15 protein-coding genes are annotated in these 23,502 nt (G+C 73.9%); 11 read left to right on the top strand and 4 right to left on the bottom strand.

Features of this window, described 5'->3' with window-relative positions; all coding sequences use genetic code 11:
• Positions 1 to 5: 5 nt before the first annotated feature.
• Entirely contained in the window at positions 6 to 722 is a 717-nt protein-coding gene (locus ACFY60_RS10010; RefSeq protein ID WP_388610828.1) for an MOSC domain-containing protein, read from the bottom strand.
• Positions 723 to 813: 91 nt separating this feature from the next.
• Here ACFY60_RS10010 and ACFY60_RS10005 point away from each other — a divergent pair, with 91 nt between their 5' ends.
• Positions 814 to 1,707 carry a LysR family transcriptional regulator gene (locus tag ACFY60_RS10005; RefSeq protein WP_388610830.1) on the top strand — a complete coding sequence of 298 codons (894 nt, stop codon included), beginning with the start codon at positions 814 to 816 and terminating at the stop codon, positions 1,705 to 1,707.
• Between the two features lie 247 nt (positions 1,708 to 1,954).
• Here ACFY60_RS10005 and ACFY60_RS10000 read toward each other — a convergent pair whose 3' ends face one another.
• Positions 1,955 to 2,344: a WhiB family transcriptional regulator gene (locus ACFY60_RS10000; RefSeq protein WP_388610832.1), complete on the bottom strand. Its 390-nt coding sequence runs from the start codon at positions 2,342 to 2,344 to the stop codon at positions 1,955 to 1,957.
• Between the two features lie 442 nt (positions 2,345 to 2,786).
• Here ACFY60_RS10000 and ACFY60_RS09995 point away from each other — a divergent pair, with 442 nt between their 5' ends.
• From ACFY60_RS09995 to ACFY60_RS09980, 4 genes are all read left to right on the top strand, one after another.
• Positions 2,787 to 3,398: a response regulator transcription factor gene (locus ACFY60_RS09995; RefSeq protein ID WP_003948568.1), complete on the top strand. Its 612-nt coding sequence runs from the start codon at positions 2,787 to 2,789 to the stop codon at positions 3,396 to 3,398.
• 243 nt (positions 3,399 to 3,641) lie between these two features.
• A complete protein-coding gene (locus ACFY60_RS09990; protein WP_309056054.1) occupies positions 3,642 to 4,244 on the top strand; it encodes a sigma-70 family RNA polymerase sigma factor in 603 nt (200 codons plus the stop codon).
• A gap of 198 nt (positions 4,245 to 4,442) precedes the next feature.
• Complete coding sequence (gene guaB / locus ACFY60_RS09985) at positions 4,443 to 5,942, top strand: IMP dehydrogenase (protein WP_388610834.1); 1,500 nt, start codon at positions 4,443 to 4,445, stop codon at positions 5,940 to 5,942.
• Positions 5,943 to 6,049: 107 nt separating this feature from the next.
• A complete protein-coding gene (locus ACFY60_RS09980) occupies positions 6,050 to 7,174 on the top strand; it encodes a GuaB3 family IMP dehydrogenase-related protein (RefSeq protein WP_309054002.1) in 1,125 nt (374 codons plus the stop codon).
• 59 nt (positions 7,175 to 7,233) lie between these two features.
• On the opposite strand, the gene ACFY60_RS09975 is transcribed toward ACFY60_RS09980, so the two are convergent.
• Entirely contained in the window at positions 7,234 to 8,475 is a 1,242-nt protein-coding gene (locus tag ACFY60_RS09975; RefSeq protein ID WP_388610836.1) for a nucleotide sugar dehydrogenase, read from the bottom strand.
• A gap of 298 nt (positions 8,476 to 8,773) precedes the next feature.
• Here ACFY60_RS09975 and ACFY60_RS09970 point away from each other — a divergent pair, with 298 nt between their 5' ends.
• The 6 genes from ACFY60_RS09970 (at position 8,774) to ACFY60_RS09945 (ending at position 22,414) form a co-directional block, all read left to right on the top strand.
• Positions 8,774 to 10,480, top strand: coding sequence for a glycerol-3-phosphate dehydrogenase/oxidase (locus ACFY60_RS09970; RefSeq protein ID WP_388610838.1), 1,707 nt, complete (start codon positions 8,774 to 8,776; stop codon positions 10,478 to 10,480).
• Between the two features lie 267 nt (positions 10,481 to 10,747).
• On the top strand, positions 10,748 to 13,315 hold the full coding sequence (locus ACFY60_RS09965) for a serine/threonine-protein kinase (RefSeq protein ID WP_388610840.1): 2,568 nt from the start codon (positions 10,748 to 10,750) through the stop codon (positions 13,313 to 13,315).
• Positions 13,316 to 13,384: 69 nt separating this feature from the next.
• Positions 13,385 to 16,606 (top strand): protein kinase, encoded by a 3,222-nt coding sequence (locus ACFY60_RS09960; protein ID WP_388610842.1) that lies wholly within the window; start codon positions 13,385 to 13,387, stop codon positions 16,604 to 16,606.
• 232 nt (positions 16,607 to 16,838) lie between these two features.
• Entirely contained in the window at positions 16,839 to 18,641 is a 1,803-nt protein-coding gene (locus ACFY60_RS09955) for a protein kinase (protein WP_388610843.1), read from the top strand.
• Between the two features lie 163 nt (positions 18,642 to 18,804).
• A complete protein-coding gene (locus tag ACFY60_RS09950; protein ID WP_388610845.1) occupies positions 18,805 to 20,487 on the top strand; it encodes a succinic semialdehyde dehydrogenase in 1,683 nt (560 codons plus the stop codon).
• Positions 20,488 to 20,593: 106 nt separating this feature from the next.
• Positions 20,594 to 22,414, top strand: coding sequence for a GMC oxidoreductase (locus tag ACFY60_RS09945; RefSeq protein ID WP_388610847.1), 1,821 nt, complete (start codon positions 20,594 to 20,596; stop codon positions 22,412 to 22,414).
• Between the two features lie 650 nt (positions 22,415 to 23,064).
• Here ACFY60_RS09945 and ACFY60_RS09940 read toward each other — a convergent pair.
• Entirely contained in the window at positions 23,065 to 23,400 is a 336-nt protein-coding gene (locus tag ACFY60_RS09940; protein WP_388610849.1) for a chorismate mutase, read from the bottom strand.
• Between the last annotated feature and the right edge of the window lie 102 nt (positions 23,401 to 23,502).

Here is a 23,502-nt window from a genome sequence, read left to right as displayed (position 1 = left end):
CGCCGTCAGGCGCCCTCGCCCTCGGTCCCCTCCCCGGCGGCTCCGGCCCCTTCGGACGCGTACTTCTCCGCGTACTGCCGGGCCACGCCGAGGAGTCCGGACTCCATCCAGGGGGCGGCGGCCAGGGTGGCGGGCAGCAGGCTCCGCTCGGTGGTCACGGCCCGGTGCAGGAACGCGACCGTCACCTCGTGGGCGGGCCGGTGCACCACCGTCACGGGGTCCCCGGCCCGGATCTCGCCCGGCTCGATCACCCGCAGCAGCGCGCCGGGCCCCGCGTCCGACTGCGTGAACCGCTTCACCCAGCCCTTCTCCTGGAGGAAGCCGGCGAAGGTACGGCACGGGATGCGGCCGCCGGTGACCTCCAGGACCACCTGGTCACCGATCCGCCAGCGCTCTCCGACCAGGGCGCCGTTCACGTCGACGCCCCTCAGCGTGAGGTTCTCGCCGAAGGAGCCGTTGTCCAGCTCGCGGCCGAGCTCCCGCTCCCACCGGTCCAGGTCCTCACGGGCGAAGGCGTACACCGCCCGGTCGGCGCCCCCGTGGAACCGCAGGTCGCAGACGTCGTCCCCGGCGACCCCGCTCGCGCCCGCCCCGTCCGGGCCGGGCGACTGGATCCGTACGGGCCCTTCCACGGGCCGCTTGTCGATGCCCGTCCTCCCCGAAGGGGCGTCGGTGTAGTCGACGGTCTTCGCCCGGCCCGCGTTCACACTCAGCAAGAACATGACAGCACCCTAAGCGGCCCGGCCCCCGGCCCTTCTCAAAGTTTCTTGTGGAGAATCGGAGATCATCCCAAGCGTCACTTATGCTTGAGGCATGATCGAGGCCCGTCACCTCCGCGTCCTGCGCGCCGTCGCCGCGACCGGCTCCTTCTCCGCCGCGGCCCGTGAACTGGGGTGCACCCAGCCGGCCGTCAGCCAGCAGATGAAGGCCCTGGAGGCCTCGGCGGGAACGCCGCTGCTGGTCCGCACCGGCCGGGAGATGCGTCTCACCCAGGCCGGTCAGGTCCTCGTCCGCCACGCCTCCGGCATCCTCGCGGGACTGACCGCCGCCGAGGAGGAGGTCGCCGCCATCGCCGGTCTCCGCGCCGGCCGCGTCCGCCTCGTCTCCTTCCCCAGCGGCAGCTCCACGCTCGTCCCCACGGCGCTCGCCGCCCTCCGCGCGGAGCACCCCGGCACGCGCGTCTCGCTGGTCGAGGCCGAGCCGCCCCGCTCCGTCGAGATGCTGCGCGAGGGCGACTGCGACGTGGCCCTCGCCTTCCGTTACGGCCCCGGGCCTGCCGAATGGGACGACCTGGTGGTCCGCCCGCTCCTCACCGACCGGCTCGTGGGCCTGGTCCCCGAAGGACACCGGCTCGCCGGCGCCGGCGCGGTGGGCATCGGTGAACTGGCCGAGGAGTCGTGGATCGCGGGCTGCCCGCGCTGCCGCCGCCAGCTCGTGGACGTCTGCGAGCGCGCCGGCTTCACCCCCCGGATCGACTTCGCCACCGACGACTACCCGGCCGTGGTCGGCCTGGTCGGCGCGGGTCTGGGCGTCGCGGTCCTCCCGGAGCTCGCCATCGAGTCCGTACGGCCCAAGGGGGCGCGGACCGTCACGGTGGAGCCGGCCGTGGAGCGGGAGATCGTGGCGCTGACCCTGCCCGACCTCGCCCAGGTCCCGGCGGTCGCGGCCACCCTGGAACAGCTCACCCGCGCCGCCACGCGCGCGTAGGCACGGACGGGCGCGGGCGCGTCCCGGCGGGTGTACGGGGCAGGCGCGCGCGTCGTGCGGCGGGTGCGGGGACGCCGGGACGGCGCGGGGCACGGTGGCTCGCGCGCGTCGCCGAGGCGGTCCGGTGGGGCGTCCGGGTCCTGGGCGGGCCTCGGCGCGCTGCCACCCTGTACGACACGGTCCGGCCCTGCCCGGGCCGACCGGTTGCGGTCCCCCACGGGACCGGTTCCTCTGCTGAAACGTTCCTTCAGTTGTGACCGGTGTGGCCGGTGTGGCCGGTGTGCCCGGCGGTCGGCCGGCCCATGGCCGGCGAGGCCGTGGCGGACGCCGTGGTCGCGGAGCCCGCCGTCATCAGGCGGTTGCGCGCGCGTCCCATGAGCTCCTCGCGCTCGTCCTCGGTGAGGCCGCCCCACACGCCGTAGGGCTCCCGCACGGCGAGTGCGTGGGCCGCGCACTCCGCGCGCACCGGGCACCGCATGCAGACCTCTTTCGCCGAGTTCTCACGCGCACTCCGTGCCGCGCCGCGCTCTCCCTCGGGATGGAAGAACAAGGAGCTGTCGACCCCGCGGCAGGCCGCGAGGAGCTGCCAGTCCCACAGATCGGCGTTGGGTCCGGGAAGGCGGGAGAAATCTGCCATAGCGCTAGTCCCCTTGAAACCGTGTCGAACGGATAGACGGGCGGGTGAAGGCTCTGGAGGGGCTCCCCTCGGGCCCCGACGGGTCGGGCACTACAACTACTGTCTAAGTAGATGTAAATATGACTCATTGCGAATCTAGCCACAGACACCGCGAAAAGGGAAGAAAACCCGCTAAATGGTGCAAAGGCTGAGGTGTCAGGTCGAAAGTTTCGCGACACTCGCCTCCGCGTACGTGGCGCGCACGGCCCCTCACGTAGAGTGCCGAAGGCTGCTGTCCGACCCGTAACTCTTTCGAGTGACCGTCGTTGAGAGTGCGGAGGCGGTTGAAGGAAAAAGCGATCGGGCAGACGTCCGGGAGCGTCAACCGCACAGGTGACGATACGTACCAGCCCTGGAGGCTCAAGGTGACGCGCAACAGCTGCGAGAGCCGCGGAGGTCAGTCATGACGTCCGTTCTCGTCTGCGACGACTCCCCGCTTGCCCGAGAGGCGCTTCGCCGCGCGGTCGCGACCGTGCCCGGCGTCGAGCGCGTGACCACCGCGGCCAACGGCGAGGAAGTCCTCCGCCGCTGGGGCGCGGACCGCTCGGACCTCATCCTGATGGACGTGCGCATGCCCGGCCTCGGCGGTGTGGAAACCGTGCGCCGGCTTCTCTCCGCCGACCCCGGCGCCCGGATCATCATGCTCACCGTCGCGGAGGACCTCGACGGCGTCGCGCTCGCGGTGGCCGCGGGTGCCCGTGGCTACCTGCACAAGGACGCCTCGCGCGCCGAACTGCGGGCCACGGTCACGCAGGCCCTCGCCGACCCGACCTGGCGGCTCGCCCCGCGCCGCCTCCGCTCGGCCGAGATGGGCGCCGCGCCCACCCTCACCGCGCGCGAGATCCAGGTCCTCGAAGGCATGAGCCACGGCCGGTCCAACGCGGAGATCGGGCGCGAGCTCTTCCTCTCCGAGGACACGGTCAAGACCCACGCGCGCCGTCTCTTCAAGAAGCTGGGCGCCTCCGACCGGGCCCACGCCGTCGCGCTCGGCTTCCGTTGGGGTCTGGTCCGCTGAGCCGCAGGTCACCGGCCGCCTTACCGTCCGTACCCCGTCCGTCGTGGGGCGGACGGGGCGGGCTTGTGTCACTTCCCGGCCGAATGCCGCATCCTTGAGGGTGTGGAGTTCCTCGGGGACGAGTCGATCGAGCGGAAGGGGAGGGCGCCAGAGATGACTTCCGGCGCACCTGCTCATAACGCTTCGGTGCACAACTACGGACGCGGCGCCGCGAACGACGAGGCGTCAAGGCACCATGGAGCGATGCGCGACGACGAGACCATGGGATCCCCCATGCCTGCCGGGCAGGGGGAGATCGGTGCGCTCGTCTCGCGCGCGGTCGAGGGGGACGCGCAGGCCACCCACGACCTCCTCGCGCGCGTGCACCCGCTCGCGTTGCGCTACTGCCGCACCCGGTTGAACCGGCTGCCCGGTGACGCCCGCCACTTCGTGGAGGACCTCGCGCAGGAGGTCTGCGTCGCCGTCCTCATGGCCCTGCCCCGCTACAAGGACACCGGCAGGCCCTTCGAGGCCTTCGTCTTCGCCATCGCCGGACACAAGGTCGCGGACCTGCAGCGGGCCGCCATGCGGCACCCGGGTTCCACGGCCGTCCCCTCCGACGAGATGCCCGAGCGGCCCGACGACTCGCTCGGGCCCGAGGAGCGCGCCCTGCTCAGCGACGACGCCGAGTGGGCCAAGAAACTGCTCGCCAACCTGCCCGAGAACCAGCGCGAGCTGCTGGTGCTCCGGGTGGCCGTCGGCCTGACGGCCGAGGAGACCGGGCAGATGCTCGGCATGTCCCCGGGGGCGGTGCGCGTCGCCCAGCACCGGGCGCTCAGCCGGCTGCGCGCGCTGGCCGAGCAGTAGCCCCGTACCGCTGTCGGCCGTCGCCGGTCCGCGGCGGGCGGGTGGTGGCCGGACGGTAAGGGTCGTCGGACACCGGTGTCCCTCACGTACACGTAGAAACGTCCAAAGCTTCCCGCGGATCTTGATCGTGGAATGAGACACGGCCACGGCCCGTTAGCATGGACATCCGCACCGATCAAGGCCATTGGGGAAGGTGTCATGACCAACGTCGACGGAGTGCCCGAGAAATTCGCGACACTCGGGCTGACTTACGACGATGTACTGCTGCTGCCGGGTGCATCCGAGGTGCTCCCCAACGCGGTCGACACCTCGTCCCGCATCTCCCGGAACGTGCGGGTCAACATCCCGCTGCTCTCCGCGGCGATGGACAAGGTGACCGAATCCCGCATGGCGATCGCCATGGCCCGCCTGGGCGGCGTCGGCGTGCTGCACCGGAACCTCTCCATCGAGGACCAGGTCAACCAGGTCGACCTGGTCAAGCGCTCCGAGTCCGGCATGGTGACCGACCCGATCACCGTGCACCCGGAGGCGACCCTCGCCGAGGCGGACGCGCTCTGCGCCAAGTTCCGCATCAGCGGTGTCCCCGTCACGGACCCGGCCGGCAAGCTGCTGGGCATCGTGACCAACCGCGACATGGCCTTCGAGACCGACCGCGGCCGCCAGGTGCGCGAGGTCATGACCCCGATGCCGCTGGTCACCGGCAAGGTCGGCATCTCCGGCGTGGACGCCATGGAGCTGCTCCGCCGCCACAAGATCGAGAAGCTGCCCCTCGTCGACGACAAGGGCATCCTCAAGGGCCTCATCACCGTCAAGGACTTCGTCAAGGCGGAGAAGTACCCGAACGCCGCCAAGGACGCCGAGGGCCGCCTGCTCGTCGGTGCCGCCGTCGGCGCCAGCCCCGAGGCCCTCGAGCGCGCCCAGGCGCTCGCCGCCGCCGGCGCGGACTTCCTGATCGTCGACACCTCCCACGGGCACAACAGCAACGCCCTGAGCTGGATGGCGAAGATCAAGTCGAGCGTGAACGTCGACGTGATCGGCGGCAACGTCGCCACCCGCGACGGCGCGCAGGCGATGATCGACGCCGGTGTCGACGGCATCAAGGTGGGTGTGGGCCCCGGCTCCATCTGCACCACCCGCGTGGTCGCCGGCATCGGCGTCCCGCAGGTCACCGCCATCTACGAGGCGTCCCTCGCGGCCCGCGCCGCGGGCGTCCCGCTGATCGGCGACGGCGGCCTGCAGTACTCCGGTGACATCGGCAAGGCGCTGGCCGCCGGCGCCGACACGGTGATGCTCGGCAGCCTCCTGGCGGGCTGCGAGGAGTCCCCGGGCGAGCTCCTCTTCATCAACGGCAAGCAGTTCAAGTCGTACCGCGGCATGGGTTCGCTCGGCGCCATGCAGTCGCGCGGCCAGGGCCGCTCGTACTCGAAGGACCGCTACTTCCAGGCCGAGGTCTCCTCCGACGACAAGCTCGTGCCCGAGGGCGTCGAGGGCCAGGTGCCCTACCGCGGCCCCCTGGCCAACGTGCTGCACCAGCTCGTCGGCGGTCTGCGCCAGACCATGGGCTACGTCGGCGCGGCCACCATCGCCGAGATGGAGTCGAAGGGCCGTTTCGTCCGGATCACGTCGGCGGGCCTCAAGGAGAGCCACCCGCACGACATCCAGATGACGGTCGAGGCGCCGAACTACAGCAGGAAGTAACACTCCGCGACGCCCGGGGGGCGGTTCCGGCATGTGGCCGGAGCCGCCCCTTCCGCGTGCTTCAGGGATACTGGTAGGCGCAGACTCAGAGGGAAAGGCCACACAACGTGACTGAGATCGAGATCGGGCGCGGCAAGCGCGGCCGCAGGGCGTACGCGTTCGACGACATCGCCGTCGTACCGAGCCGGCGCACCCGGGACCCGAAGGAGGTCTCGATCGCCTGGCAGATCGACGCCTACCGTTTCGAGCTGCCCTTCCTGGCCGCCCCCATGGACTCGGTCGTCTCGCCGCAGACCGCCATCCGCATCGGCGAGCTGGGCGGCCTGGGCGTGCTGAACCTCGAGGGCCTGTGGACCCGGTACGAGGACCCGCAGCCGCTGCTCGACGAGATCGCGGAGCTGGACGAGGCCACCGCGACCCGCCGTCTGCAGGAGATCTACGCCGCCCCGATCAAGGAGGAACTGATCGGGCAGCGCATCAAGGAGGTGCGCGACTCGGGTGTGGTCACCGCCGCCGCGCTCTCCCCGCAGCGCACCGCCCAGTTCTCCAAGGCCGTCGTCGACGCCGGTGTGGACATCTTCGTCATCCGGGGCACCACCGTCTCCGCCGAGCACGTCTCCGGCGCCGCCGAGCCGCTGAACCTGAAGCAGTTCATCTACGAGCTCGACGTCCCGGTCATCGTCGGCGGCTGCGCCACCTACACGGCGGCCCTGCACCTGATGCGCACCGGCGCGGCGGGCGTCCTCGTCGGCTTCGGCGGCGGCGCGGCGCACACCACCCGCAACGTCCTCGGCATCCAGGTCCCGATGGCCACCGCCGTCGCCGACGTGGCCGCGGCCCGCCGCGACTACATGGACGAGTCCGGCGGCCGGTACGTGCACGTCATCGCGGACGGCGGCGTCGGCTGGTCCGGCGACCTGCCGAAGGCCATCGCGTGCGGCGCCGACGCGGTGATGATCGGCTCGCCGCTCGCCCGCGCCACGGACGCGCCCGGCAAGGGCCACCACTGGGGCATGGAGGCCGTCCACGAGGACGTGCCGCGCGGCAAGCTGGTCGACCTGGGCATCGTGGGCACCACCGAGGAGATCCTCGCGGGCCCGTCGCACACCCCGGACGGTTCGATGAACTTCTTCGGCGCCCTGCGCCGCGCGATGGCCACCACGGGCTACAGCGAGCTCAAGGAGTTCCAGCGCGTCGAGGTGACGGTCGCGGACGCCCAGCACAAGCGCTGACCGTACTGCTGTGACGGAGGGGCCCCGCACCGGGTGGTGCGGGGCCCCTCCCGTCGTTCTCAGAGGCGGTGTGCGGCCCCCGCCGGGGTGGCGCCGCGGGTGTCGAGGAGCAGCTGGGCCTTCACGGAGAGGCCTTGGAGGTCGTACGTGCGGTGGTGCTGGAGCAGGATCGTCAGGTCCGCGTGGGCGGCCGCCTCGTAGAGGGAGTCGGCGCGGGGCACCGGCAGATCGCGGACGCGCCAGTGGGGGACGTGCGGGTCGTGGTAGCTGACGGCCGCCCCCAGGTCCATCAGACGGCGGGCGATCTCGTCGGCGGGGGAGCCCTGCCGGTCGGCGAGATCGGGTTTGTACGTGATCCCGAGCAGAAGGACCCGGGCGCCGCGGGCCGACTTGCCGTGCTCGTTCAGGAGGGTGGTGGCGCGCCGGACGACGTACTGCGGCATGCGCTCGTTGACCTCGGCGGCGAGTTCCACGAGGCGCAGGGGGCGGTGGTCGCCGAGGCGTTCCACGGGGACGCCGTGGCCGCCGACGCCGGGGCCCGGGCGGAAGGCCTGGAAGCCGAAGGGTTTCGTCTCGGCGCAGCGGATGACGTCCCAGAGGTCGACGCCGAGGTCGTGGCAGAGGACCGCCATCTCGTTGACGAGGGCGATGTTGACGTGCCGGAAGTTGGTCTCCAGGAGCTTGACCGTCTCGGCCTCGCGCGGGCCACGCGCGCGTACCACCTTGTCGGTGAGGCGCCCGTAGAAGGCGGCGGCGGACTCGGTGCAGGCCGGGGTGAGGCCGCCGATGACCTTCGGGGTGCCGGCGAATCCGTGCGTACGGCTGCCGGGGTCGAGCCGGCCCGGTGAGTACGCGAGGTGGAAGTCACGGCCGGCGCGCAGCCCGGAACCCGCTTCGAGGAGGTCGCGCAGCAGGCCCTCGGTGGTGCCCGGCGGGACGGGTGATTCGAGCAGGACGGTGGTGTGGGGGCGCAGCCGGGCGGCGAGGGCGCGGGCGGCGTCCTCGACGGCGCTCAGGTCGAGGCCGCCGTCGGGGCCGGGGGGAGTGGGGGCGCAGAGCACGGCGGTGCGGACCCGGCCGAGTTCCGCGGGGTTGGTGGTGGGCCGGAAGCGCCCGGCGAGCATCCGGCGGATCTCGGGCGTGGAGAGGGAGCCGTCGACCGGGGGGCGGCCGGCGGCGAGTTCGGTGGCGGGGCGCGGATCGGTGTCGTAGCCGATGGTGTCGATGCCTGCGGCGACGGCGGCCCGGGCGAGGGGGAGTCCGTGGTGGCCGAGGCCGATGACGGCGAGATCAGCGGGCATGGGGGGTGGGCCGTCCTTCCCTGTAGCCGGAGGGGACGCGGTCCGCAAGCCCGGTGGACAGAACGGGGCGAACGCACTGTCAGACTAGGCGTAAATATGACCGATATGCGGCATTGTGGGGCCGCAGGTCGCCGAATGTTATCCACAGGCCGGGGGAGGGGCGGTGGCTGAAGTCACCGGGCCGGTCCAGAATCGAGCTGTGAGCCGGGCCACACGGGTCCGGTGCCGCCGCCGGTCCGCGTGAGCACGCGGCCGGCGGGTACGCGGGACCGACGGGGGACGACGGGAGGCAGCAGACGTGAGGACAGCGACACTGGGGCCCGCGGAGCGCGCCGAGGCGCTCGCGGCCATGGCCGAGCGCGAGCTGGACGTGCTGGTCGTCGGCGCCGGAGTGGTCGGTGCCGGGACGGCGCTGGACGCCGCCACCAGAGGCCTCTCCACCGGCCTCGTCGAGGCCCGTGACTGGGCCTCCGGTACCTCCAGCCGGTCCAGCAAGCTCATCCACGGCGGTCTGCGCTACCTGGAGATGCTGGACTTCGCCCTCGTCCGGGAGGCACTCAAGGAGCGCGGCCTGCTCCTGGAGCGGCTCGCCCCGCACCTGGTGAAACCCGTGCCCTTCCTCTACCCCCTCCAGCACAAGGGCTGGGAGCGGCTCTACGCGGGCTCCGGCGTCGCCCTGTACGACGCGATGTCCGTCTCCTCGGGCCACGGACGCGGCCTGCCCGTCCACCGGCACCTCTCCCGGCGCCACGCCCTGCGGGTCGCCCCCTGTCTGCGGAAGGACGCCCTGGTGGGCGCCCTCCAGTACTACGACGCCCAGATGGACGACGCCCGCTTCGTCACCACCCTCGTGCGTACCGCCGCCTCCTACGGGGCCCGGGTCGCGAGCCGGGCCCGGGTCGTCGGCTTCCTCCGCGAGGGCGAGCGCGTCGTCGGCGCGCGCGTCCAGGACGTCGAGGCGGGCGGCGAGTACGAGATCCGGGCCAAACAGATCGTCAACGCCACCGGAGTCTGGACCGACGACACCCAGGCCCTCATCGGCGAGCGGGGGCAGTTCCACGTCCGCGCCTCCAAGGGCATCCATCTGGTCGTGCCCAAGGACCGCATCCACTCGACCACCGGCCTCATCCTCCGCACGGAGAAGTCCGTGCTGTTCGTGATCCCCTGGGGCCGCCACTGGATCGTCGGCACCACCGACACCGACTGGGACCTGGACAAGGCCCACCCGGCGGCCTCCAGTGCCGACATCGACTACCTCCTCGACCATGTGAACAGCGTCCTCGCGACCCCGCTCACCCGGGACGACGTCGAGGGCGTCTACGCGGGGCTGCGGCCGCTGCTCGCCGGTGAGTCCGACGCCACCAGCAAACTCTCCCGCGAACACACCGTCGCCCACCCGGTGCCCGGCCTCGTCGTGGTGGCCGGCGGCAAGTACACGACCTACCGGATCATGGCCAAGGACGCCGTGGACGAGGCGATCCACGGCCTCGACCAGCGCGTCGCCCCCTGCGTCACCGAGGACACCCCGCTGATCGGCGCCGAGGGATACCGGGCCCTGTGGAACGCCCGGGCCCGGATCGCCGCCCGGCACGGCCTCCACGTCGTCCGGATCGAGCATCTCCTCAACCGCTTCGGGTCCCTGACGGAGGAACTGCTCGCCCTCGTCGACCGCGACCCGAGCCTCGGCGAACCCCTGGCGGGCGCCGAGGACTATCTGCGCGCCGAGATCGTGTACGCCGCCTCCCACGAGGGGGCCCGTCACCTCGACGACGTCCTCACCCGCCGGACCCGCATCTCGATCGAGACCTTCGACCGGGGCACGCGCAGCGCGCGGGAGTGCGCCACCCTCATGGCGCCCGTCCTGGGCTGGGACGACCACCAGGTCGAGAAGGAGGTCGAGCACTACGAGAAGCGGGTGGAGGCCGAGCGCGAGTCGCAGCGGCAGCCCGACGACCAGACGGCGGACGCCGCGCGGCTGGGGGCGCCCGACATCGTGCCGATCTGACGGGGCAAAGGGACAGGGTGCGGGAAGGGGGTACGGACGGGGTGTACGGCGGACGTGCGAACGGAGCCGGCGGGCGGCGGGGGTCTGCGACGGATGTGATTCCGGGGGAACCTGAGGGCCGTGCTCCGGCGTCGTCATCCCGGAGTACGGACCCGGGGACGTCACCCCTCCCGAGGTGAGGGACAATGGCCTCTCTTCCAGGGCGGGTTACCGCATCGCGCGGGAAGCGGCAGACGCGGCGGAGATCAGGGATCGCAGAGGGGACGCATGTCGGAGGCGGAGCAGTCGCGGGACACGGCGAAGGACCCCCGGCGGGACGCCGCCGCGGGGGCCGCGACCGACGGCGACCGGGGCACGGTGCCGGCCGCCCGCGAGGCGGAACGGGACGCGGGGGCCGGCCGGTCGGCGGAGTCCGCCGACATGGCGGAACCAGACGCTCCGGCCGGGTCCGGCGGTGCGTCGACCCCGGTGGAGGAAAAGCGGTCTGACGACCCGAAGGATGACGTGACGTCCGACGCCGGTTCCCCGCGCGCGGACGCGAGGACGAAGACCCTTCCCACCGGCGGGATCGACGGCGACGGTCCCGGTACGGGCGGTGCCTCCGGGACCGGCACCGCGGCCCCGGGCGCGGACGCGAGGACGAAGACCCTCCCCACCGGCGGGATCGACGGCGACGGGCCCGGCACGGGAACCGGCACCGGTACGGGTCATGGCTCCGGGACCGGCGCGGCGACGCCGGACACGGGTACGGAGGCGTCGGCCGGCGGCTCCGGCACGGCGTCGGGCACCGGTGCGGCGACCGCCGCCACGGGGCGGCTGCGGGGGACCGAGCCGTCCACCGGGTCGGCCGGTTTCGGCGCCGGGGACGGCGACGGGACCAGGGCGGGTCTCGGCAGCGACCGGTTCCGCAAGACGCCCGCCTCCGGCACCGCCGCGACCGGCGAGGGCCGCCTGCTCGCGGGCCGCTACCGCCTCGGCGTCGTCCTCGGGCGCGGCGGCATGGGCACCGTGTGGCGCGCGGTGGACGAGACCCTCGGCCGCACCGTGGCCGTCAAGGAGCTCCGCTTCCCCAACAGCATCGACGAGGACGAGAAGCGACGCCTCATCACCCGGACCCTGCGCGAGGCGAAGGCCATCGCCCGGATCCGTAACAACGGCGCCGTGACCGTCTACGACGTCGTCGACGAGGACGACCGCCCCTGGATCGTCATGGAGCTGATCGAGGGCAAGTCCCTCGCCGACGCCGTGCGCGAGGACGGCACGCTCAGCCCCCGCCGCGCCGCCGAGGTCGGTCTCGCCATCCTCGACGTCCTGCGTTCCGCGCACCGCGAGGGCATCCTGCACCGCGACGTGAAGCCCTCCAACGTGCTGATCGCCGACGACGGCCGGGTCGTCCTCACCGACTTCGGCATCGCCCAGGTCGAGGGCGATCCCTCCATCACCTCCACCGGCATGCTCGTCGGCGCCCCCTCGTACATCTCGCCCGAGCGCGCCCGCGGCCACAAGCCCGGCCCCGCCGCCGACCTGTGGTCGCTGGGCGGACTGCTGTACGCGGCGGTGGAGGGCAGCCCGCCGTACGACAAGGGTTCCGCCATCGCCACCCTCACCGCGGTGATGACCGAGCCCGTCGACCCGCCCAAGAACGCCGGCCCCGAGCTGGAGAAGGTCATCTACGGCCTGCTCGCCAAGGACCCGGCGCAGCGGCTCGACGACGCCGGTGCCCGCGTCCTGCTGAAGGCCGTCCTCGACGCGCCCGCCACTCCGGTGCCCGCGCCCGCGCCGGACGTCACCATGGCCATCCCGGTGCTGCCGCGGCCCCAGCGCGCGCCGAAGGCCCCCGTGGCTGCCCGCGAGAAGCCCGCCGACGCGGCCACCGACCGGGTGCGCGGCGCGCTGAAGTCCGTACGGAACGCGGCCGCCGCGACGAAGGCCGAGCCGGCCGCGGCGTCCCGGCCCGACCACTTCCGGGGCGGTGGCAGGACGGCTCCGGCGCGCGCGCCGCTGACCGATGTCGTACCGCGCCGCACCCTGGTGATCATCGCGGCGGTCGCCGTCCTCGCCGTGCTCGGCACGATCCTGGCCCTCACGTTCGGCGGCGGGGACAAGGAGCCGACCGGCCAGGACACGGCCGGCGGCACCGCGTCCGCCGGAGCCACGGCGGGCGGCGACGGCGGAGGACTGGGCGCCGACGGCGGCAGCGGGCAGACCTCGAGCGACCCCGGCCAGCAGGGCGGCACCGAGCCCGGCGACACCGGCACCTCGGGTCCGGCCGACGCGACCGGCTCCACCGGCCCGACGGGACAGACCCAGGGACAGACCGGCGGCCGGACCGGGGTGACCCCCTCGGGCAAGCCCGGCGGCGGCACCGGCGCCGCCCTGCCCGCCGGCTACACCCTCGTCACCAACGACCGCTTCCACTTCACCATGGCCCTGCCCGCCTCCTTCCGCCTCCGGCCGATCAAGGGGTACAGCGACGGCGGGGTCTTCAGCGAGAGCGGCGGTTTCCCGCGCATCCAGGTCGACTTCAACGCCAGCCCGAAGGACGACGCGAAGGCCGCCTGGGCGGCGGCCGTCTCCGGCGTCGCGGCCAGCAGCAACGGCTACCGCCACCTCGGCCTCGACACCGTCTCCTACAAGGGCTACCCGACCGTCGCCGACTGGAAGTTCGAGCGCACGCAGCAGGGCGTGCGCGTCCGCGTCCTCAACCGCGGCTTCAAGGTGGACGCCCGGCACGGCTACGCCCTCATGATCAGCTGCAAGGCGGACGAATGGGACGGGCCCGAGTGCCGGACCCTGCGGGAGACGGCGTTCGCCACGTTCACCCCCAAGGACTGAGCGGGGCCCCGTATCGTGAGAGGCCGGATCCGGGGAGCGCGAGGGAACCGCGGGTTCACGGGGGACAGCGTGCGCGCGTGGGGAGGCGTCGTGGACGAGTACGCGGGAAGGGTGCTCGCGGACCGCTACCGCCTGCCCTCACCGGCCCGGGCGGCCGGCGGCGAGGACACCGGCACCGACTCCTCCGAGCCGGCCGAGACCCGGGCGTTCGACACCTACAGCGGCCAGGAAGTGCTGATTCGTCAGGTGCCGCTGCCCGAGTTCGTCGACGCCGAAGTCCTCGACGGCGCGCCCGGCCCCGACACCGCCACCCCCTACGGGCGGCCCGGCCGGGCCACCCGCCGCCCCGCCGAACCGGTCGTGCGCCGGGCGATCGAGGCCGCTCAGGCCGCCGCCCAGATCCCCGATCACCCGCTGCTCGACCAGGTCTTCGACGTGTTCGCGGAGGCCGGCTCACTCTGGATAGTGAGCGAACTCGTGGGTGCCACCCCGCTGGCGGCGCTCCTCGCCGAGCGGCCCCTGAGCCCCTACCGCGCCGCGGAGATAGGCGCCGACGTCCTCACCGCCCTGCGCGCCCTCCACGCGCACGGCTGGGTCCATCGCAACATCACCCCTCGCACCGTCCTGGTGTGCGAGGACGGCCGCGTCGTCCTCACCGGCCTCGCCGTCGGCGCGGCGGAGGAGGCCCTCTGCGGGTACGCCCCCGTCCCGGAGCCCGACCACGGCTCGGGCCCCGACGACTTCGCCGCGCCCCCCTCCTACCGCCCGGCTCCGGCCCACGCCGACGAGGAGCCGCACGAGGCGGAGATCTACGAGGTTCCCGAGGGCGACGAGGACCAGGAGGACGCCGGGGGCGACGACGGCTACGCGTACGCCGGGGACCACGCCGAGTACGACGACTACGACGACCACGTCGAGTACGAGGACCACACCCCGTACGAGGACCACGCCGACGGGCAGGCCCGCGACGGGTACGAGGGCGACGGCGGGTACGAAGGCGACGACCGGGCGCGCGGGTACGGCGGGGAGCGCGCCTCCGACGCGTACGGCCTGCCGCCCGGCGGATCCCCGGACGAGTCCGGGAGCAGCGGTACGCACCCGGGGGCACGGGACCACGCCGGGTACGGCGACCCCGGTGTCCACGGCGGCCCGGCTTCCGGGGAGCACCCGGGGTCCGATGACGAAGGGCCGTACGCGGGGACGGACGAGCCCGGCGCCGGGGAGGAGACGGGCCACGGCCCCGCCCTGTACGGCAGCGCCCCCTACGGGACCGACCCGTACGGGCGGGGGACACCCCCGCGCCCGGAGCCCCGCCCCGCCCCGCCGTCCGCGCAGGCGGCGCCCACGGCCGACGCCCGGGCCGCCCGCGCCGGAGCCATCGCCGCCTACCGGGCGGGCGCCCGCGCCGCCGCGCGGCTCGGCGGGACGGGAGCCCTGCCGGTCCAGCGCCCCGCCCCCGTGGAACCGCCCGCCGCCCCCGAGTCCCCCGCGCTCCCCGCCCCGCCCGGTCCTCCCGTGCCGCCCCCGGGCGGACCGGCGCCCCAGTGGTGGGCCCGTACGGCCGCCGACGACGCGGAGGACGACGAGGACGAGGACGGTACGGACGAGGGCCGCGGCCCCCAGGCCGGTCCGCCCCGCCTGTTGCTGAAGGGCAACTGGAGCGACGGCCCGCACGCCGCGCGGGACGGGTCCGGCCCGATCCCCGCCGGTGGCGGCGGGCCCGCCGGTCCAGGCCGCGCACCGGTGCCGCCCGCATCGGGCCGCCCCGCCCTGCCCTCCCTCCCGTCCGGCTTCACCCCCGCCGCCCCCGACCCCGCCGCCGGCCGCGAGGACGTCACCGCCCCGGTTCCGGCCGGCGCTCCGGACCCGGAGCTCTACCGGGGCCCCACCACGCGGCTCGCCGCCGAACGCGCCCGGCAGACCCGGATCGCCGTCGTCGGCGCCGTCACCGAGCGCTGGGCCCCCGAGCAGGCCGGGCCGGTGTACGACAACTGGCGCCTCGCCCCGCCCATCGGCCCCGCCACCGACCTCTGGGCCCTCGGCGCGCTGCTCTACCGGGCCGTCCAGGGGCACGCCCCCTACCCGGAGGACAACGCGGCCGAACTGGTCCAGATGGTCTGCTCCGAGCCGCCCGCCTTCGCCGAGGAGTCCGGACCGCTGCGCCCGATCGTGGAGTCCCTGCTGCGCCAGGACCCCACCGAGCGCCCGGACGTCGAGGAGCTGCGCGGCTGGCTGCGCTCCCTCGTCCGGTCGGCTCCGGAACCGGAGGCGGGCGTCGGCGTCGTACCCCTGCCGTCCTTCGACGAGACCCGGCTGCCGATCGTCCGCCGGCGCGGTGAGCTGGTGCGCCGGCGGTGGCGTGGCAGGGCAGGGGCGGGGGCGGGCCGCGCCCGTCACAAGCGCGGCCCCGACCGCGCCCCGGGCGCTCACGGCGAACGGCCCACGGACCGGGGCCCCGCTCCGCGCCCGGCCGCGCGCGAGTACGTGGAGGTCCCGGCCCACGAGCTGTTCGCGGAGGAGCTGCCGCAGCGCGCCCCCCGCGGTGCCGGGGCGGCTCCCCGCGCGGACCGGGGGCGCTCCCCCCGCGCGCTCGGCCTGACGCTGCTGCTCCTCGTCCTGCTGCTGCTCGCCGGGGCCGTCGCGTACGCGGTCCTCGCACTGCCCGGAAAGGGCGAGGCGCCCGCCGGGTCGGCGTCCCCCACGGGATCCCCTACGGGGCCGGCGACGAGCGGGCCGTCCTCGGCCCCGCCCCCGTCCGGCACCGCGCCGTCGGACCCGGGCCGCCCCACCACGAGCGCCGCCCCGCCGCCCGCCGCCGACCCCTCGGCCCCCGCCCTGGCCGCCGGGTACGTACTGCGGCAGGACCCGGAAGGGTTCCGGGTCGGGGTGCCCCGGGACTGGCGGCGCAGTCCCGTCAACGACGCCGGGCAGGTCCGCTACACGGGCGGTGACTTCACGATGATCGTGGTCCCCGGCCGGGACTCCGTGCGCGACCACGGTTCGGACCCGCTGGAATACCAGAACGTCAGGGAGCGCGAGCTGGAGCCGTGGCGGGCCTCCAGCTGGTCGGGCGCGGAGCAGACCCGCCGGGTCGACATCGGCAGGACCGCGACGGCGACCGGCAGTTACTGGTGGCTGGACAGCACCGGCCGTGAGGTGTTCGTCCGCAACCTCGCCCTCGTCGACGGGGGCAGGTACTACGTCGTCCAGGTCATCGGCCCCTACGGGGAACGGGACAAGGTCACCGAGATCCACGACGAGGCCGTGAAGGGCTTCCGCGCCAGCCGGTGACGCGCAGGCTTCCCGTCACCGCCGAGGCCGCCGCGCCGGCATCCCGGGGCCCTGCCACCGGCCCCCCCCCGCCCCCGGCACCGCCTCCGCCACCGGCCCCGCCCGTCACCGGCGCGGAACCGTCGCTCCCTCAGGGGCCCCTGGTCACAGTGCTGTTCCTTTGCCAGCCCCGAGGTTCCGCCCCGTGTACCTCCCTCCGTAACCTGGCATCCGAAGGAACGGGCGGGGGCAAGTGGAACATTCTCAGAGCACAGGGGCGGGGCTGCTGCTCCACGGTCGGTACCGGCTGGCCGAGTCCATAGGACGCGGCGGCATGGGCAAGGTCTGGCGCGCGCACGACGAGGTGCTGCACCGGGTGGTGGCGGTCAAGGAGCTGACGGCCGGCCGGTTCGTGGCCGAGGCCGACCGGCTCGTCCTGCACGCGCGTACGCAGAAGGAGGCGCGGGCCGCCGCCCGCATCACCCACCCCGGCGTGGTGACCGTCCACGACGTGCTCGAACACGACGACCGGCCGTGGATCGTCATGCAGTACGTCGACGGCCCGTCCCTCGCCGACGCCACCAAGGAGTCCGGGGCGATCGAGCCCCGCGAGGCGGCCCGGATCGGACTCCACGTCCTCGGCGCCCTGCGCGCCGCGCACGCCGCGGGCGTGCTGCACCGGGACGTCAAGCCGGGCAACGTCCTGCTGGCCAGGGACGGGCGCGTCCTGATCACCGACTTCGGCATCGCGGCGATCGAGGGGGACTCCTCGATCACCCGCACCGGTGAACTCGTCGGTTCCATCGACTACCTGGCGCCCGAGCGGGTACGGGGCGGCGATCCCGGACCCGCCTCCGACCTGTGGTCCCTGGGGGCCACCCTGTACGCCGCGGTGGAGGGCGCCTCGCCCTTCCGCCGCACCTCGCCCATCAGCACCATGCAGGCCGTCGTGACGGAGGAGCCGCCGCACCCGGAGAACGCCGGGCCCCTCGCCCCCGTCATCGTCGCGCTGCTCCGCAAGGACCCGGAGCAGCGCCCGCGCGCCGACGAGGCCGAACGGATGCTGCTCGACGCCATGGAGGGCCGGACGCCGCGGACCGCCCAGGCGTACGTGCCGACCCAGCGGGTGCGGCGCGCCGACCTCGCCCCGGTCACCGGCCCCGGCCCGTCGTCCGCGGACCCGGACGGCGACGCCCCGGGCCGGGACCCCGGCCGCGGCGGTTCCGGGGCGGGGACCGGCGCCGAAGGCCGTACGACGGCCCCTCCGACCACCGGGCCCTCCACCACCGCCCGCCTGCCGCAGGTGCCGGGAATGCACGGCACGGGTCCGCGCCCCGCGGACACGGGCGGGCCTGTGGCCGGGCGCCCTCCCACCACCCCGGCCGTCCGCGGCCCCGGTCTCCCGCGGTCCGGCGACCCCTCCTCGGCCCGTGGCCGGTGGCGTACCGCCGCCCTGGCCGCCCTGCTCGCGGGGCTCGTCGCGGGCGGCGCGGTCTTCGCCGCCATGCAGTACGCGGGCCGCGACCAGGGAGCGGGGCCCCACCCCACCGCGACCGGCACGGCCCCCGCCACCAGCCCGGCGGGCGCCGTCCCGGCCGGCTGGCACCGCGTCGAGGACCCGGCGGGTTTCGGCCTCCTCGTACCGGACGGCTGGAAGCGGCAGAAGGACGGCGACAACATCGACTACACGCCCGACAACGGCCGCCACCGCATCCGGATCAGCGTCGACCGCGACCCCGACTTCGAGAACCCGTACCTGCACGCCCTCGACCTGGAGGACACCGTGCGGACGCGGCTGCCGGGGTACGCGCGCGTGAAGCTGCACCAGAACACCTACCGCGACCAGGTCCACTCGGCCCTGTGGGAGTTCACCTGGACCGAGAAGAAGACCTTCCCCGGCCCCCGGCACGCCATCGACCAGATCTACTACGGCGACGACGGTACGGAGTATGCCGTGTACATGTCGTCACCGGAGTCGAGCTGGGCCACCACCCGCGAGCAGTTCGACATCGTGCTCCAGCACTGGCGCGCGCCGGGTTCCCGACCGGCCTCCTGAGGCAGCCGCCGGAGTCGCGAAAATCTCCGTGTGGGGCCGTCGGCGGCCGTAAGCCCCTGATCAGGGCTTATGTGCCAGTGATCGCTGGCGCGATGTGTGCGCGGGGTGAAAACGCGTTACCGACGGGTACCCAAAGCCCCCGGGGCGGCTTACTCTCGCCCTCATGACGGACTCGCAGGCCCCCGCCGCCCTCCCGGTTCCCGCCGAAGACGCCGACGCCGCCACCGTGGCGCGGCCGGCCCGCCCCGCGGCCCCCGCCGGCGCGACCAACCCGGTCGCCCCCGCGCCCGCCGGCGCCCGGACGGCCGCCGACGTCGTGACGCCCGAGGTGGTCGCCCGCCTCGTCCGCGGCGTCGTCGGCTCGGGCCGCACGGCCAACCACACCCCCTTCACCGGGGAGAAACTGACGGACCTGCCCGAGTCCACCCCCGAGGACGTGGCCGAGGCCTTCCGCAGGGCCCGCGCCGCCCAGTCCGTCTGGGCCGCGACCCCGGTCCGCGCCCGCGCGGCCGTCCTCCTGCGCTTCCACGACCTCGTCCTCCAGCGGCAGGGCGAGATCCTCGACCTCATCCAGCTGGAGACCGGCAAGGCGCGCCTGCACGCCCACGAGGAGGTCCAGGCCGTCGCCGTCGCCGCCCGCCACTACGGACGCAGGGCCTCCGCCTACCTGCGCCCCCGGCGTCACACCGGTGTCGTACCGACCCTCACCAAGGTCACCGAGCTGCGCCAGCCGCGCGGGGTCGTCGGCCAGATCGCGCCCTGGAACTACCCGCTGGAGCTCTCCGTCGGCGACGCGCTCCCCGCCTTCGTCTCCGGCAACGCCGTCGTCATGAAGCCCGACACCGAGACCGCGCTCACCGCCCTGTGGGCCCGCGACCTGCTGATCGAGGCCGGTCTGCCCGCCGAGGTCTTCCAGGTCGTCCTCGGCGAGGGTCCGGTCGTCGGCCCCGAGGTCGTCCGGCACGCCGACTACGTCTCCTTCACCGGCTCCACCCGCACCGGCCGCGAGGTCGCCCAGGGTGCCGCCGCCCGGCTCGTCGGCGTCTCCCTCGAACTCGGCGGCAAGAACGCCATGCTCGTCCTCGAGGACGCCGACGTCGAGAAGGCCGCCGCCGGAGCCGTCCGCGCCTGCTTCTCCTCCGCCGGCCAGCTCTGCATCTCCATCGAGCGGCTGTACGTGCACGAGTCCGTCGCCGACGAGTTCGTGGCCCGCTTCGCCGCCCGTACGAAGGCGATGCGGCTCGGCAACTCCCTCGCGTACGGGGCCGACATGGGCTCCCTCGTCGGCGAGCGGCAGCTGGAGACGGTCAGCCGCCACGTCGAGGAGGCCGTCGCCAAGGGCGCCACGCTCGTCGCCGGCGGCGTCGCCCGCCCCGACATCGGCCCCCTCTTCTACGAGCCGACCATCCTCGACGGCGTCGAGGCCCCGATGGCCGTCTGCGCCGAGGAGACCTTCGGCCCCGTGGTCTCGATCTACCGCTTCCGCGACGAGGACGAGGCCGTCGAGCTCGCCAACGCCACGCCCTACGGGCTCAACTCCTCCGTCTGGACGAAGGACTCGCGCCGCGGCCACGCCGTCGCCGCCCGCCTGCGCACCGGCACCGTCAACATCAACGAGGGATACGCCCCCGCCTACGGCAGCGTGCAGTCCCCGATGGGCGGCATGAAGGACTCCGGCCTCGGCCGCCGCCACGGCTCGGAGGGCATCCTCAAGTACACCGAGGCCCAGACCGTCGCCCAGCAGCGGCTGCTCCCGCTCGCGCCGTCCTTCGGGATGGACGACGAGAAGTACGCCGCGTTCATGACCGCGTCGCTGAAGGCGATGAAGGCCCTGCGCCTGCGCTGAGCCCGGCCGCCCGCGCCCGTACGCCCGTCCCGGGGCCGACCGCCGGCTCCGGCGTCGCGCGCTCCGCTCGTCTGTCCGTTCCGCACCTTTTCGTACGAGGAGAGTCATGACCGCGGTTCCCCCTGCCCGAAATCAGGACGAGGACGGCTCGTACGACTACGACGTCATCGTCGTCGGCTCCGGCTTCGGCGGCTCGGTCACGGCCCTGCGGCTGACCGAGAAGGGTTACCGGGTCGGCGTCCTGGAAGCCGGCCGCCGCTTCGCGCGGCACGAACTGCCCAAGAACTCCTGGGACCTGAAGAACTTCCTGTGGGCACCCGCGCTCGGCCTCTACGGCATCCAGCGCATCCACCTGCTCGGCAACGTGATGGTCCTCGCGGGCGCCGGGGTCGGCGGCGGCTCGCTCAACTACGCCAACACGCTCTACGAACCGCTCGCGCCGTTCTTCGACGACCCGCAGTGGAAGGACATCACCGACTGGCGCTCCGAACTGGCCCCGTACTACGACCAGGCCAAGCGGATGCTGGGCGTCCGGCTCAACCCGACGACGACCCCCTCCGACGTGCACCTGAAGGCCGCCGCCCAGGCCATGGGCATCGGCGACACCTTCCACATGGCACCGGTCGGCGTCTTCTTCGGCGACGGCAAGGACGCGGTGAGCGGGGACGGCACGAGTGCGGCGACGGCGAAGCCGGGCGGGGAGGTGCCCGACCCGTTCTTCGGCGGCGCGGGCCCCTCGCGCCGCGCCTGCATCGAGTGCGGCGAGTGCATGACCGGCTGCCGCCACGGTGCCAAGAACACCCTCAACGAGAACTACCTCCACCTCGCCGAACGGGCCGGTGCCGAGGTCCACCCCATGACCTCCGTGGTCGCCGTCACCGAGGACTCGCGGGGCGGCTTCGCCGTCCGGACACTGCCCACCGACGACCGGAAGAAGGGCCGGGGACGGACCTTCACCGCCCGCCGGGTGGTCATCGCGGCCGGCACGTACGGCACCCAGACCCTCCTGCACCGGATGAAGGACACCGGTCTGCTGCCCCGCATCTCGGACCGGCTCGGCGAACTGACCCGTACCAACTCCGAGGGCCTGGTCGGCGCCCAGACCACGGACCGCCGCTACCGGAAGAAGCACGGCAAGGAGCGGGCCGACTTCACCCGCGGGGTCGCCATCACCTCCTCGGTCCACCCCGACGCCCACACCCACATCGAACCCGTGCGGTACGGCAGGGGCTCCAACTCCATGGGCAGCCTCACCGTCCTCCAGGTGCCCTACGGCGCCCACCGGGTGCGGAACTGGTTCCTCAACCTCCTCAAGCACCCCACCCAGGCCGCCCGCTCCCTCTCCAACCGGCGCTGGTCGGAGCGGACCATCATCGGCCTCGTCATGCAGTCCCTGGACAACTCGCTGACCACCTACCGCAAGCCCGACGGCATCGGGAAGGGGCTGCTCACCGCCCGCCAGGGGCACGGGGCGCCGAACCCCACCCAGATCCGGGCCGCGACCCAGGCCGCCACCCTCCTCGCCGAGGAGATCAACGGCTTCCCCGGCTCCAACATCGGCGAACTCATGGGGACCCCGCTCACCGCGCACTTCCTGGGCGGCTGCCCCATCGGCGCCGACGCCGGCTCCGGGGTCATCGACCCGTACCACCGGCTCTACGGCCACCCCGGCATCTCGGTGGTCGACGGGGCGGCCGTCTCCGCCAACCTGGGAGTCAACCCCTCCCTGACCATCACCGCGCAGGCCGAGCGGGCGATGTCCTTCTGGCCGAACAAGGGCGAGGAGGACCCGCGTCCGCCGCAGGGACAGGGGTACGTGCGGCTGGCACCGGTCGAGCCGAAGTCCCCCGCCGTCCCGGCCGAGGCCTTCGGCGCCCTGCGGCTGCCGTTCCTCGGCATCCCGGCGGTCCCCCCGAAGAAGCCCTGAGACGAAGGGGCGGGACACGACGAAGGGGCGCTGCACCCCCCTCCGAGTGCAGCGCCCCTCCAGCTTTGGTGTTGCTGCATAGATGACCCGCGATCGGAGCGATTGGTTGTAGCGGTTGCGCGGGATCTTCATGTGACGCGCGTCACGTTCCGGGGCGTGCCTGGTTCCGGGCACCGGCGAGGGCCCCGCGCCGCGATTCCGGTCGCGGTACGGGGCCCTCGGGATCGGCACCGGTGTCAGGGCAGCGGCGGTGCCGAGCAGGGCGGCGCCGGGGGCTGCGCCGCGGTGGGGGAGGGGAGCGGGGTGCGCGGTCGACGGACCGCGCCTTCCGTGAGGGGCGAGCTGCGAGTGGTGCTGGCGGTCGCGGGGGCGGGCGACCGGCGGATCCGGTTGCGGCCGGCCCCGGGCGTCCCCGGGACCGACCGCTCTTTCTGGGTGACCGGGCTGCTGTCCCCTGCCGTCCGGTCACGCGCGCTGGGGCGAGGTCCCACGACGTACCGGAGGTACGTCACACGCCCCAGCGAAGCCACGCGTGGTTTCTACGGGCCCGCCCCTGGCTGGCACGGACACCCGGACCAACGAAGCCGGCTCCGCGCCGGTCACGCGCCGTACGGGTGAGAGCGGGCCCGAACTCAGATCCGGGACCTCCCTCAGATGCGCCCCCGGCACAGCTCCAGCATCGTCATGGCCAGCGCCGTACCCGGCTTGCCCAGCGCGTCCCGGTAGTGGCCGAGGACCTCCATCTCGCGCGCCAGATTCACCCTGCGGCCGCCGGAGGAGATCCGCGCCTCCTGGATCACGGCCGAGACGGCCATCCGCTCCTGGATGAGGCCGATGATCCGGTCGTCGAGGGCGTCGATGCGTTCGCGGGCGTCACCGATCAGCGCCGCCGCCTCGTCGGTGCGGGCACCGGTCCTCTCGGCCGGGGTGACGGCGGAAGCGGGCGTGACGGCGGGGGCGGGGGCGGCGGCGGTCGCGGCGTTCATGGTGGGGCTCCTCACGGAATCGGGCCGGGAGCCCCGGGGCGGCACGGCCCGGGAACGGCGAAGCGCCCCGGGCCTTGTCGGCCCGGGGCGCCTCGGAAGTCG

Origin of the sequence: Streptomyces sp. NPDC012827, from assembly GCF_042900905.1 — a bacterium.
In the GTDB taxonomy this organism is placed as follows: Bacteria; Actinomycetota; Actinomycetes; order Streptomycetales; family Streptomycetaceae; genus Streptomyces; species Streptomyces gulbargensis.
The sequence above is the reverse complement of the archived record's forward strand: the minus strand, read 5'-3'. Positions and strand labels throughout refer to the sequence as shown.

What these genes read in the sequence shown, in the direction of transcription:
- ACFY60_RS10010 (WP_388610828.1), bottom strand. Translation starts at nt 722, where the DNA reads ATGTTCTTGCTGAGTGTGAACGCGGGCCGGGCGAAGACCGTCGACTAC.
- ACFY60_RS10005 (WP_388610830.1), top strand. Translation starts at nt 814, where the DNA reads ATGATCGAGGCCCGTCACCTCCGCGTCCTGCGCGCCGTCGCCGCGACC.
- ACFY60_RS10000 (WP_388610832.1), bottom strand. Translation starts at nt 2,344, where the DNA reads ATGGCAGATTTCTCCCGCCTTCCCGGACCCAACGCCGATCTGTGGGAC.
- ACFY60_RS09995 (WP_003948568.1), top strand. Translation starts at nt 2,787, where the DNA reads ATGACGTCCGTTCTCGTCTGCGACGACTCCCCGCTTGCCCGAGAGGCG.
- ACFY60_RS09990 (WP_309056054.1), top strand. Translation starts at nt 3,642, where the DNA reads ATGCGCGACGACGAGACCATGGGATCCCCCATGCCTGCCGGGCAGGGG.
- guaB (WP_388610834.1), top strand. Translation starts at nt 4,443, where the DNA reads ATGACCAACGTCGACGGAGTGCCCGAGAAATTCGCGACACTCGGGCTG.
- ACFY60_RS09975 (WP_388610836.1), bottom strand. Translation starts at nt 8,475, where the DNA reads ATGCCCGCTGATCTCGCCGTCATCGGCCTCGGCCACCACGGACTCCCC.
- ACFY60_RS09965 (WP_388610840.1), top strand. Translation starts at nt 10,748, where the DNA reads ATGTCGGAGGCGGAGCAGTCGCGGGACACGGCGAAGGACCCCCGGCGG.
- ACFY60_RS09950 (WP_388610845.1), top strand. Translation starts at nt 18,805, where the DNA reads ATGACGGACTCGCAGGCCCCCGCCGCCCTCCCGGTTCCCGCCGAAGAC.
- ACFY60_RS09945 (WP_388610847.1), top strand. Translation starts at nt 20,594, where the DNA reads ATGACCGCGGTTCCCCCTGCCCGAAATCAGGACGAGGACGGCTCGTAC.
- ACFY60_RS09940 (WP_388610849.1), bottom strand. Translation starts at nt 23,400, where the DNA reads ATGAACGCCGCGACCGCCGCCGCCCCCGCCCCCGCCGTCACGCCCGCT.